The organism is Microbacterium galbinum (genome assembly GCF_023101185.1).
Taxonomy (GTDB): Bacteria; Actinomycetota; Actinomycetes; order Actinomycetales; family Microbacteriaceae; genus Microbacterium; species Microbacterium galbinum.
Window position 1 is genome coordinate 2,380,514 of the sequence record NZ_CP078077.1, and the last position, 12,208, is coordinate 2,392,721.

The window sequence follows — 12,208 nt, forward strand, 5'->3', positions numbered from 1 at the left end:
GTACTCAACGCGCCCGCGCGGAATTCATTCCCCGTCATCCGGCGACGTCTCGGCTCATTTCAGCAGGCGCGACAGGCGTCGGTCGGCGAGCATCTTTCCGCCCGTCTGGCAGGTCGGGCAGTACTCGAGAGAGCGGTCGGCGAAGAAGACGCTGCGCACGGTGTCGCCGCAGACCGGGCAGGTCTCGCCGCGGCGGGCGTGCACCTGCATCCCCCGGCGCTTCGCGTCCTTCAGCTCGGCCGGGGGCTTGCCGGATGCCTCGGCGAGCGCCTCGCGCAGAGTCGCCTGCATCGCCGCGAACAGCGAGTCGATCGCCGCGTCGTCGAGCGTCGCGGCGATCGCGTACGGCGACATGCGCGCGGCGTGCAGGATCTCGTCGGAGTACGCGTTGCCGATGCCGGCGATCACCGCCTGATCGCGCAGCAGGCCCTTGATCTGCGTGCGCTTGCCGTCCAGGAGACCGGCGAACACTTCGCGGGTGAAGGCGTCGTCGAGAGGGTCCGGGCCGAGACGGGCGATGCCCGGCACCTCCGCCGGGTCGCGCACGACGTAGACCGCGAGGGACTTCTTCGTGCCCGCCTCGGTGAGGTCGAACCCGCTGCCGTCGTCGAGCGCGACGCGCAGGGCGATCGGCGTCTTGCCGGGCTTGATTATCGTCGTGGGCAGGGTCTCGTACCATCGCAGCCAGCCCGCCTTCGCGAGGTGGAAGACGAGGTGAAGATCGTCTCCGCACGAGAGCACGATGAACTTGCCCCGCCGCGAGGCGCCGCTGATCACGGCGCCGTGCAGCGCGGTGTTGGGCGGGTCGTAGGTCTTCAGCGCGGCGATCGCCGCCACGCTCGTGCGCGTGATCGTGCGCCCCACGACGCGCTCGCCCAGGAAGTCGACGAGCCCCTGCACCTCCGGCATCTCGGGCATGCGAACATCCTGCCACCGGCATCCGACATCGTCACCCCCGGCTCCGGGCGCGAGGGACGGGTCAGAGGACGGGCCAGGCCACCGGGGCGCGGTCGTCGGTGGGGAGGAGCCCCGCGACCCAGCCGTCGTCGCGGCCGCGCGGTCCGGTGAGCAGTTGCCGCTGAAGACCCTCGTAGCGGAAGCCGAGCGCGCGGGCGGCGCGAGCCGAGGGAACGTTCCCGACCACGGCGCGCCAGGTGAGGCGTGCGAGACCCAGCTCGTCGAAGCCCCAGTCGATGACGGAGCGGGCCGCCTCGACGAGATACCCCCGACCACGGGCGGATGCCGCGACCCAGTAGCCGAGTTCGGCATGCCCACCGGCGTCGTGCGGGGTGATGTGGTGCAGCCCGATCGAGCCCACGAGCTCCTCACCCGCGTGCACGCTCCACACCGCCTGCGACCCGTCGGCCCACCACTCGCCGGTCAGACGCACGTATTCGGCGGCGTCCTCGCGCGAGTAGGGCGAGGGCACGGTGGTCCAGCGCGGGATCTCCGGGTCCTGGCACGCGGCCGTGATCGCGTCGATGTCGGCGTCGGTCGGCGCCGCCAGCACGAGGCGCTCGGTCTCCAGTCGCACAGCTTCCATCGGACTACGGTATCGCCCGCGGCGGGCGGCAGAGGGCGCCAGAGGGCGGATGCCGGAGCCGATGTCGGAGGCGGCGGCTAGTCTTGTCCGGTGACTGTTCCAGGGATTCTGCGCGCCTTGGAAGAGGCGTCTCTGTACCGTGAAGCGCTCGGCTGGGCTCAGACCGATGCCGACCTCGGCCTCGTCGACGGGCTCGATGCTCCGGCCCTCGCGGGACTCCTCGCCAAGCGCGCCGCCGCGGGGCATCCGCAGGCGTTGCTCGCCGTCGTGCCTACGGGCCGCCGCGCCGAGAGCCTGGCGCAGGCGCTCGGCTCCTACATCCCCGACGCCGAGGTGCTCACGTTCCCGGCCTGGGAGACGCTGCCGCACGAGCGCCTCAGCCCGAGTCCCGACACGGTGGGTCTCCGACTGCAGACGCTGCGCCGCATCCGCGAGTGGGCGGGCGATCATCCGCTCGTCGTCGTCGCCTCGGTGCGCGCGGCCCTGCAGCCGATCGCCGGCAACCTCGGCGAGATCGAGCCGCTCGAGCTCGCGGTCGGCAGCCGCGGCCTCGAACTCGACACCGTGGCCGCCCGTCTCGTCGAGCGCGCCTACTCGCGCGTCGACATGGTCTCGCGTCGCGGTGAGTTCGCGGTGCGCGGCGGCATCCTCGACGTGTTCCCGGCGATCTCCGAGCATCCGTACCGCGTCGAGTTCTTCGGCGACGAGATCGATCAGATCCGCGCGTTCTCGGTCGCCGACCAGCGCTCCCTCCCCGGCGACATCGGCTCGGTCGACCTGCCGCCCAGCCGCGAGCTGCTGCTCACCGACGACGTGCGCGATCGCGCGCGTGCGCTGATCGGCGGCTTCCCGGCGATCGCGGGCATGCTCGAGAAGATGGCCGAGGGCATCCCGGTCGAGGGCATGGAGTCGCTCCTGCCCGCGGTCGCCGGTCCCCTCTCGTCGCTCGCCGAGTACCTTCCCGCGGGGGCGGCGACCGCCGTGGTCGACCCCGAGCGTTCGAGCGCCCGGGCCATCACCCTCGGCGACACCAATCGCGAGTTCCTCGATGCGGCCTGGAGCGCCGCGACCTCGGGTGCCTCCGCCCCCATCGATCTCGGCGCGGGCGACTTCCTCACGATCGCCCAGTTGCGCGAGGTCGTCCGCGACCGCGGCGGTGTGTGGTGGCGGCTCAGCCCCTTCGGCGCGGGTCTCGGTGAAGACGAGGCCGAGGCGGCGAACCTCGACGCCACCGTGATCCCGTCGTTCCACGGAAACGTCGACGGGGCGATCTCCTTCGTCGCCGGGCGCATCTCCGAGGGCTGGCGCGTCGTGGTCATCGCCACCGGTTCGGGTCTCGTCGATCGCGCCCGCGACGTGCTCGCCGATCGCGGCATCGCCGCTCGCATCCTTCCCGAGTTGAACGATGCGCCCGAGCCCGGCGTCGCGACGCTGCTCACCGGCTCGGTCGAGGCCGGATTCCAGGTGCCGGAGGCGAAGCTCGCCGTCCTCACCGACAACGAGTTCTACGGTCGCACGATCGGCGGAGACCAGCGCGTCGTCAAGAAGCTCGCCTCCCGCCGCAAGAACGTCGTCGACCCGCTGCAGCTCAAGCCGGGCGACTTCGTGGTGCACAACACCCACGGCATCGGACGCTTCGTCGAGATGACGCAGCGCGAGGTCTCGACCGGTGGACGCAACGCCACGAAGTCGGTGCGCGACTACCTCGTGCTCGAGTACGCGCCCTCGAAGCGCGGTTACCCGGGTGACAAGCTCTACGTGCCCACCGATCAGCTCGACCTGCTCTCGAAGTACGTGGGGGGTGAGGGCCCGACCCTGTCGAAGATGGGCGGCAGCGACTGGTCGCAGGCCAAGGGCAAGGCCCGCAAGGCCGTGCGCGACATCGCCGTCGAGCTCGTCAAGCTCTATTCGGCGCGCATGAGCGCCAAGGGCTACGCCTTCGGGCCCGACACCCCCTGGCAGCGCGAGCTCGAGGAGGCGTTCCCCTTCGCCGAGACGGCCGACCAGCTGCAGACGATCGACGAGATCAAGGCCGACATGGAGCGGCCGATCCCGATGGACCGCCTGCTCTCGGGCGATGTCGGCTTCGGCAAGACCGAGGTGGCCGTGCGCGCGGCGTTCAAGGCCATTCAAGACGGCAAGCAGGTCGCGATGCTCGTGCCGACGACGCTGCTGGTGAAGCAGCACCTCGAGACGTTCACCGAGCGCTTCGCCGGATTTCCGGTGAAGGTGCGCCCGCTCTCGCGATTCCAGACCGACAAGGAGGCCGGCCTCACGCTGCAGGGTCTGCTCGACGGCACGGTCGACATGGTCATCGGCACGCACCGCATCCTCACCGACCAGGTGATGTTCAAGGACCTCGGTCTGATGATCATCGACGAGGAGCAGCGGTTCGGCGTCGAGCACAAGGACGCTCTCAAGAAGATGAAGACGAACGTCGACATCCTCGCCATGAGCGCCACGCCGATCCCGCGCACGCTCGAGATGGCGGTCACCGGCATCCGCGAGATGTCGACGCTGGCCACCCCGCCGGAGGACCGGCATCCGATCCTGTCGTTCGTCGGTCCGCGCAGCGACAAGCAGATGGCCGCGGCGATCCGTCGCGAGATCCTGCGCGAGGGTCAGGTGTTCTTCGTGCACAACCGGGTGCAGTCCATCCAGCGCGTCGCCGCCGAGCTCGCCGAGCTCGTGCCCGAGGCGCGCATCGCGGTCGCCCACGGGCAGATGGGCGAGCACGCGCTCGAGCAGGTCGTCGACGACTTCTGGGAGCGCAAGTTCGACGTGCTCGTCTCGACGACGATCATCGAGACCGGGCTCGACATCTCGAACGCGAACACGATCATCATCGATCGAGCCGACCGCTACGGCCTCAGCCAGCTGCACCAGCTCCGCGGACGCGTGGGCCGCGGTCGCGAGCGCGCCTACGCGTACTTCCTGTACGACGAGATGAAGCCGCTCAGCGAGACGGCGGCCGACCGACTGCAGACGATCGCCGTGAACAACGACCTCGGTTCGGGCATGCAGGTCGCCCTGAAGGACCTCGAGCTGCGCGGCGCGGGCAACCTGCTCGGCGGCGAGCAGGCCGGTCACATCGCGGGCGTCGGCTTCGACCTGTATCTGCGCATGATCGGCGAGGCGGTGTCGACGTTCCGCGGCGAGGAGGTCGAGTCCGGTCAGGAGCTGCGTCTCGAGTTGCCGCTCGACGCGCGCATCCCCGAGTACTACATCGACAGCGAACGCCTGCGGCTCGAGGCCTATCAGAAGCTGTCGGCGGCCTCGATCGCGACGGCGAAGGACGACGCGATCGACCTCGTCATCGACGAGCTCACCGACCGCTACGGCACGCCCCCGGCCGAGGTCGAGGGGCTCATCGCGATCGCCCGTCTGCGCCGCCGGGCCGCACGCGCGGGCCTCGCCGACGTCGTCGTGATGGGCTCGAACCTGCGCATCGCTCCGGCTCGTCTCGAGGATTCGATCAAGGTGCGCCTGCAGCGGCTCTACCCGAAGGCGAAGCTCGTCTCCGGCGGCGAGGCGCTGGTCGTGCCCATGCCCACGGTGCCGGCCGCGGTCGGCGTCGGGCTCGAACCCCTCCCGGATGCCGAGCTGCTCGAGTGGGTGGGGCAGTTGTTCACCGCCATCTTCCCGGAGCCCGTGAAGGCCGAGACCGCGTAGCCCCCGAGACCGCGTAGCCCACTAGACCAGCCACGACCGCGCGTCAACGGGGTGTGGCACCGGCGCACGGCGGCGGAGGCTGAAGCCATGTGGACACTTCTGATCATCCTGCTCATCGTGTGGGCCGGCCTCGCCGTCTTCGGCTTCGTGGTCAAGGGCCTCCTCTGGCTCGCCGTCCTCGGCATCGTGCTGTTCCTGGCGACCCTCGTCATCGGCATGCTCCGCCGCACCGCCGCGACCAAGGAGTGACCGCGGAGCAGACCTCCCGCCGCGCGCTCCCGCGCCACTACGCTGTGAGCATGTTGTACGAGCACCTCGGGGCTCGGCCCCGGATCCACGACACCGCCGTCATCGCTCCCACTGCCGTCGTCTCCGGCGACGTCGAGATCGGCGCGGGCTGCCAGGTGCTGCACGGCGCCGTGATCACGGCCGAGGGCGGGCCGATCACGCTCGGCGCGCACGTGATCGTGATGGAGAACGCCCTCGTGCGGGCGACCGCCGCGAACGCCGTGCGCATCGGTGATCACACCCTCGTCGGTACGCTGGCGAGCATCGCCGGCGCGACGGTGGGCGAGGAGGTGTTCCTCGCCTCGGGTGCGCGGGTCTTCAACGGCGCGATCGTGGGTGCGCGCAGCGAGGTGCGCGTCAACGCGATCGTTCAGAGGCGTGCGCGCGTTCCCGAGGGCACGGTCGTGCCGATCGGCTGGGTGGCGGTGGGCGATCCGCTCCAGCTGTTCTCGCCGGATCGGGATGCCGAGATCGCCGCGGCGCAGCCCGATCTCGACTTCCCGGGACACGTGTTCGGCGTCGACCGCGACACCCCGGATCTGATGGTGCAGCTCACCGAGCGCTACGGCTCTTCGCTGGCGCGTCACGCCGACGACCTCCCGCTCGGCGACGCCCGTGGCTGAGGCCGGCGCGGGACTCGTCCGGCCGGACGTCGACGAGGGAGACGCCGCCCGGATCGCCCGCGATCTCTACGGAGCCGATGTCGTCGCACGCGAGCTCGGCAGCAACCAGGACCGCAACTTCCTGCTCACGGAGGTCGACGGTTCGCGCAGCGTCCTCCGTATCGACAACCCGGTGTTCGGCGACGATGCGCGCGACGCCCAGCACGCGGCCCTCGATGCCTACCGGGCAGCGGGCGTGGCCGTGCCCGCCGTGCTTCCGGGACTCGACGGTGCGCTGACCCAGCGCTGGCGCGGATTCGCCGTGCGCCGCAGCGAGTTCGCCGTCGGGGAGGAGCTCGTCGACGCCGGTTATCTCGCGCCGGTCGTGCTCGCCGAGTTCGGAGCGCTCGCGGCGGCGTCGGTGAACGCGCTCGCGCCCCTCCGGCATCCGGGACTCGATCGCCCGCACATGTGGGACATGCGCGTGGCCTTCGACGAGACGGCGAAGCTCGCAGGCTCGATCACCGACGACGCGCTGCGCGGGCGCGTGCTCGCGGCGTCCGAGGAAGCTCGGAAGGCGCTCGCGGCGGTCGAGGGCGATCTGCCCGTCCAACCGATCCACGGCGATCTCACGGACGACAACGTCATGGGGCGGCGAGGGGCCGACTCCCGCCTGCACCCGCACACCGTGCTCGACCTCGGCGACCTGGCTCTCGGGTGGCGTGTGGCCGAGCTCGCGGTGTGCGTGTCGTCGATGCTGCACCACGAACCGGATCGCCCGCTGCGGGTCCTCGACACGATCGCCGCCTTCCACGCCGATGCGCCGTTGAGTGACGCGGAGGCGCGCGCGGTCTGGCCTCTCGTGGTGCTGCGCGCCGCGCTCCTCGTCGCCAGCGGGTGGCGGCAGCTCGAGATCGACGGTGACAACGACTACGCCCGCGAGCGGATCGCGGGGGAGCAGGCGATCTTCGACGCGGCGACCCTCCTGCCGCTCGCGGAGGTCTGCGAGCAGGTGCTCGCACGAGTCGGGGTCGAGGCTCCGCAGTTCTCCGGTCGGGTCGAGGGGGCGCCGCTCACCGCTGTGCTGCCCGACTTCACCGGCACCGTCGAGGCGGTCGATCCGGGCGTCGAGTCCGACGCTCTCGACGCCGGACGCTGGCAGCGAGCGGATGCCGAGGCGGCCCTGGTCGCGTCGGCCCTGGCGGGGGGAGCCGGAGCGGCGCTGCTGCCCTACGGGGTGTTCCGGCTGACACGCACGCGCGTGGACGTCGCGGATGCCGCCCCCACCTGGCCCGTGCACACCGAGATCCATCTCGGCGCCGGCCCTCGCCTCCGCGTGACGAGTCCCGTCGACGGAGCGCTGCGGGCGAGCCGCGAAGAGCCGCGCATCGTGCTCGGGGACGGCTGGATCCTCGATCTGCGCGGGGTCGAGATCGACGACCGGGCGGCGCTGCACGTGTCGGCGGGTGACATGGTGGGGTGGCTCCCGGCGTCCGACACGGATCGCGTGCTCACCCTCGGCCTCCGACGGGCGGATGCCCCCGAACGACCTCCGCGCACTCCCGGCGCCGCCCTGGTCGAGCCCGAGCGGGTGCCGGCCTGGCGCCGTCTCACGGCCGATCCCGCGCCGTTGCTGGGTGTGCCGTCGCGCGCGCAGCACGACGAGTCCGCCGACGAGCTCGCACGCCGGGAGCGGATCTTCGCCGCCGCCCAGGAGCGGTACTACGCGCATCCGCCGCAGATCGAGCGCGGCTGGCGGCACCACCTGGTCGATACGACGGGCCGCGCCTACATCGACATGGTCAACAACGTCGCCGGCCTCGGGCACGGACACCCGAGGGTCGCGGAGGCGGCGGCCCGCCAGCTGCGCACACTCGGCACCAACTCGCGGTTCCTGTTCCGCGACCTCGCGGAGTACAGCGAGCGACTTCTCGCGCTGATGCCGCAGGGGAGCGGCCTCGACACGGTGCTGCTCGTCAACAGCGGCTCGGAGGCGGTCGACCTCGCGATCCGGCTCGCGCAGGCGGCGACCGGGCGGCGCACGATCGTGGCGCTGCGCGAGGCGTATCACGGCTGGACGATGGCCAGCGATGCGGTGACCACGAGCGCCTACGACAACCCGTTCGCCCTCGAGACGCGACCCGACTGGGTGCACGTCGCCGACGTGCCCAACCGGTACCGCGGCACGTATCGCGGCGACGACACGGCGGGGCGCTATCTCGACGACCTCTCGGCCGATCTCGCGGCCCTCGATCGTGACGGCCGTGATGCGGCCGCCTTCCTGTGCGAATCCGTGCTCGGCAACGCCGGGGGAGTGCTCCTACCCGAGGGGTACCTCGCGGGCGCCTACGAACGCGTCCGGGCCGCGGGCGGTCTGTGCATCGCCGACGAGGTGCAGGTGGGCTTCGGCCGCCTGGGATCGACGTTCTGGGGCTTCGAGCGGGCGGGCGTCGCGCCCGACATCGTCACGATCGCCAAGCCCATGGGCAACGGCTTCCCGATCGGCGGAGTGATCACCTCGAAGCGCATCGCGGATGCTCTCGCCACGCAGGGGCAGTTCTTCTCCTCGGCCGGGGGCAGCACCCTGAGTTGCCGCGTCGGACTCGCCGTGCTCGACGCGATGGTCGAGGACGACCTCCAGCGCAACGCCGAGAACATCGGCGCGCGGCTGGCCGACGGGCTGCGGGCGCTCGGCGACGAGCATCCGATGGTGGCCGTCGTGCACGGAGCCGGGCTGTATCTGGGCGTCGAGCTCGTGCGCGATCGCGCGACGATGGAGCCCGCGGATGCCGAGGCCGCCGCGATCTGCGAACGGATGCGCGAACTCGGGGTCGTGGTGCTGACGACCTCGGAACGATCGAACGTGCTGAAGATCAAGCCGCCGCTGTGTCTGACGGCGCAGAGCGCCGACCAGGTCGTCGCGATGCTGGGGCGGGTGCTGCGCGAGGGCTGGTGATCCCAAGATCTTCGAATCGCGCGCATTTTCGTCATGTTAAATGCGCATTTCGAATCGAAATTAGGGGTCGCGGTGAGGAATACCTGTGCTCCATACTGATCCTCAACCGCCGGACGACCCGAGTCCGGCCCCTGGCGCTGTTCCAACGAGGAGTACCCATGGCACTGAAGACGAAGCCGCTCGCCCAGGGCGGCGGAACGCTCAGACGGAATCTCGGCCTGTGGGCCATCGTCGGTCTGGGCCTCGGATACATGACTCCCACCGTGGTGTTCGACACATTCGGCATGGTCGCGCGCGACACGAACAACGTGGTCCCCGCCGCGTATCTCGTCGCCCTCGTGGTCATGGTGTTCACGGCCATCAGCTACGGCAAGATCGCCGGCGCCATCCCGAGCGCGGGATCGGCGTACACCTACGTGCGCGAATCGATCCACCCGAATCTCGGATTCATGGTCGGGTGGACGTCGTTGATCGACTACGTGCTGCTGCCCATGGTCAACTGCCTCATCGTCAAGAGCTACCTCGAGGCGATGTTCCCCGACATCCCGGCGTGGATCTGGGTGGTGCTGTACTGCATCCTCGTCACCAGCATCATCTACATGACCATGCGCGGCACCTCGAACCTGAACGTGATCCTGCTGATCTTCTCGATCATCGTCATGGTCGTGTTCGTGGTGCTCGTGGTCGCGCAGCTGATGCGCGGCGACGGGGCGGCGACCATCCTCTCGGTCGGCGCGTTCCTGCACGACGACGTCACCTTCACCGCCGTGCTGACCGGTGCGACCATCGTCTGCTTCTCGTTCATCGGATTCGACGCGGTCACGATGTACGCCGAGGAGGCGAAGGACCCGAAGGTCATGCCGAAGGCGATCCTGCTCACCGTCCTCATCGGCGGCGGTATCTTCCTCGTCTCCTCCTACGTGTCGCAGCTGCGGTTCCCGGACTGGAACGAATTCGCCCCCGGCGGCGACATGCAGTTCGTCGAGGACTCGACGCTCCCGATCATCGGCGACCTCGTCGGCGGCAACGTCTTCATGGCGGTGCTGACCGCCGCCGGTTTCTGCGCGACGCTCGCCTCGGGCCTCGCCTCGCACGCCTCGGTCTCGCGCATGCTGCTCGTGATGGGCCGCAACAACGTGCTGCCGCAGAAGGCCTTCGGCTACATCAACCCGCGCACCCACACGCCCACGTTCAACATCGTGCTCGTCGGGGCGATCTCGCTGCTCGCGATCCCCTTCACTCTCGAGCTCATCGCCGCGTGGATCAACTACGGTGCGCTGATCGCCTTCACCTTCGTGAACATCTCGGTGATCGCCTGGTTCGCGATCCGCAAGGGACGCCGTAAGACGCCGGCCGACATCTTCAACTTCATCGTGATGCCGACCATCGGCATGCTGCTCACCGGGTTGCTCTGGGTCAACCTGCACCAGGACGCCCTCATCGGCGGCCTCACCTGGACGGCGATCGGGTTCGTCTACCTGCTCGTGATCACGCGCGGCTTCCGCCGGAAGGTCGCGGCCTTCGACGAGAACCAGGCGGTGACCGGGTTCAACAAGGTCGTGAAGGTGCCGGTCGACGAGAGCTGACTGCGCCCGCGCGCACGAAGGGCCGCCTCCCGAGGGTCGTGGGAGACGGCCCTTCCGCAGGGGTCAGATGACGCCCTGCGCGAGCATCGCCGCAGCGACGCGCTCGAAACCGGCGATGTTCGCGCCGGCCACGTAATCACCTTCGACGCCGTAGCGCGCGGCCGCGTCGAAGGACGCCCGGTGGATGTCGCCCATGATCTCGCGCAGCTTGTTCTCGCTGTCGCCGAAGGTCCAGCGCTGACGGGAGGCGTTCTGGCTCATCTCGAGAGCCGAGGTGGCCACGCCGCCGGCGTTCGCCGCCTTGCCGGGGGCGAAGAGCACGCCCGCCTTCTGGAACGCCTCGACCGCTTCGGGAACGCACGGCATGTTCGCGCCCTCGGAGACCGCGCGGACGCCGTTCGCGATGAGGGCCTGAGCGTCGGCGAGGGAGACCTCGTTCTGCGTCGCGGAGGGCACGGCGATGTCGACCGGCACCTCCCAGACGCTGCCGCCCTCGATGAAGCGGGCGCCGGGGCGGCGGTTCGCGTACTCGACGATGCGGGCCCGTTCGACCTCCTTGATATGGCGCAGCAGATCGACGTCGATCCCGGCGTCGTCGACCACGTAACCGGAGGAATCGGATGCCGTCACCGGCACGGCGCCGAGCTGGGTGGCCTTCTGGATCGCGTAGATCGCCACGTTGCCCGAGCCCGAGATGCCGACGCGCTTGCCCTCGAAGGAGTCGCCCTTCACGGCGAGCATCTCCTGCGCGAAGAAGACGGCGCCGTAGCCGGTCGCCTCGGTGCGCACCTCGGCACCGCCCCAGCCCGTTCCCTTGCCGGTGAACATGCCCGACTCGTGACGGTTGGTGACCTTGCGGTACTGGCCGAAGAGATAGCCGATCTCGCGGCCGCCCACTCCGATGTCGCCCGCGGGCACGTCGGTGTGCTCGCCGAGGTGACGGTAGAGCTCGTTCATGAACGACTGGCAGAAGCGCATGACCTCGGCGTTCGAGCGGCCGTGCGGGTCGAAGTCCGAGCCGCCCTTGCCGCCGCCGATGCCCTGGCCGGTGAGCGCGTTCTTGAAGATCTGCTCGAAGCCGAGGAACTTGATGATCGAGAGATTCACCGAGGGGTGGAAACGCAGACCGCCCTTGTACGGCCCGAGCACCGACGAGAACTGGATGCGGTAGCCGCGGTTGACCTGCAGCTTGCCCGAGTCGTCGACCCACGGCACGCGGAAGAGGATCTGCCGCTCCGGCTCGACGAGACGCTCGAGGATGCCGCCGTCGACGTACTCCGGGTGCGCGGCGAGCACCGGTGCGATCGACTGCAGCACCTCGTGCACCGCCTGGTGGAACTCGGGTTCGTGCGGGCTGCGGGTGAGCACCGTGTCGAACACGGGCTGCACGGCGGCGTCGAGCGGGTGGAAGGAGGCAGGGGAGAGTGCGGTCACGCGAAAGACTTTCTGGGGTGGGGGAGGGTGGTGCAGGCGATCGTGTCGCGTGAGGCTTCGCCGGATCAGGCGCGAGTTTTCACTCTATCGCGCGTCCTTCGCGCGCCCTCTCGCCCGGCACCGCCCC

At 70.0% G+C, this 12,208-nt stretch carries 8 protein-coding genes; 5 read left to right on the forward strand and 3 right to left on the reverse strand.

The genetic code is table 11. The annotated features are described in order from the left end of the window. Positions 1–54: 54 nt before the first annotated feature. A complete protein-coding gene (locus KV396_RS11520; protein ID WP_247955804.1) occupies positions 55–918 on the reverse strand; it encodes an Fpg/Nei family DNA glycosylase in 864 nt (287 codons plus the stop codon). A 61-nt stretch (positions 919–979) separates the two neighbouring features. Beyond that, entirely contained in the window at positions 980–1,543 is a 564-nt protein-coding gene (locus KV396_RS11525; RefSeq protein ID WP_247955805.1) for a GNAT family N-acetyltransferase, read from the reverse strand. Positions 1,544–1,633: 90 nt separating this feature from the next. Between KV396_RS11525 and mfd the strand changes: the two genes are divergently transcribed. From mfd to KV396_RS11550, 5 genes are all read left to right on the forward strand, one after another. Then, the gene (mfd, locus tag KV396_RS11530; protein ID WP_247955806.1) at positions 1,634–5,215 is read left to right on the forward strand and encodes a transcription-repair coupling factor; all 3,582 of its coding nucleotides are present in this window, start codon (positions 1,634–1,636) and stop codon (positions 5,213–5,215) included. Between the two features lie 87 nt (positions 5,216–5,302). Next, the gene (locus tag KV396_RS11535) at positions 5,303–5,464 is read left to right on the forward strand and encodes a hypothetical protein (protein ID WP_247623045.1); all 162 of its coding nucleotides are present in this window, start codon (positions 5,303–5,305) and stop codon (positions 5,462–5,464) included. Between the two features lie 50 nt (positions 5,465–5,514). After that, complete coding sequence (locus KV396_RS11540; protein ID WP_247955807.1) at positions 5,515–6,126, forward strand: gamma carbonic anhydrase family protein; 612 nt, start codon at positions 5,515–5,517, stop codon at positions 6,124–6,126. Beyond that, positions 6,119–9,061, forward strand: a complete 2,943-nt coding sequence (locus KV396_RS11545; protein WP_247955808.1) for an aminotransferase — start codon at positions 6,119–6,121, stop codon at positions 9,059–9,061. The genes KV396_RS11540 and KV396_RS11545 overlap by 8 nt, the downstream gene beginning before the upstream one ends. A 158-nt stretch (positions 9,062–9,219) precedes the next feature. Continuing rightward, positions 9,220–10,647 (forward strand): APC family permease, encoded by a 1,428-nt coding sequence (locus KV396_RS11550; protein ID WP_247632641.1) that lies wholly within the window; start codon positions 9,220–9,222, stop codon positions 10,645–10,647. Between the two features lie 63 nt (positions 10,648–10,710). On the opposite strand, the gene gdhA is transcribed toward KV396_RS11550, so the two are convergent. Next, positions 10,711–12,081, reverse strand: a complete 1,371-nt coding sequence (gdhA, locus tag KV396_RS11555) for an NADP-specific glutamate dehydrogenase (RefSeq protein ID WP_247955809.1) — start codon at positions 12,079–12,081, stop codon at positions 10,711–10,713. Between the last annotated feature and the right edge of the window lie 127 nt (positions 12,082–12,208).

Bases quoted from the DNA above. Each gene is read 5' to 3' on its own strand.
- KV396_RS11520 (WP_247955804.1), bottom strand. From the start codon at position 918: ATGCCCGAGATGCCGGAGGTGCAGGGGCTCGTCGACTTCCTGGGCGAG.
- KV396_RS11535 (WP_247623045.1), top strand. From the start codon at position 5,303: ATGTGGACACTTCTGATCATCCTGCTCATCGTGTGGGCCGGCCTCGCC.
- KV396_RS11540 (WP_247955807.1), top strand. From the start codon at position 5,515: ATGTTGTACGAGCACCTCGGGGCTCGGCCCCGGATCCACGACACCGCC.
- KV396_RS11550 (WP_247632641.1), top strand. From the start codon at position 9,220: ATGGCACTGAAGACGAAGCCGCTCGCCCAGGGCGGCGGAACGCTCAGA.
- KV396_RS11525 (WP_247955805.1), bottom strand. From the start codon at position 1,543: ATGGAAGCTGTGCGACTGGAGACCGAGCGCCTCGTGCTGGCGGCGCCG.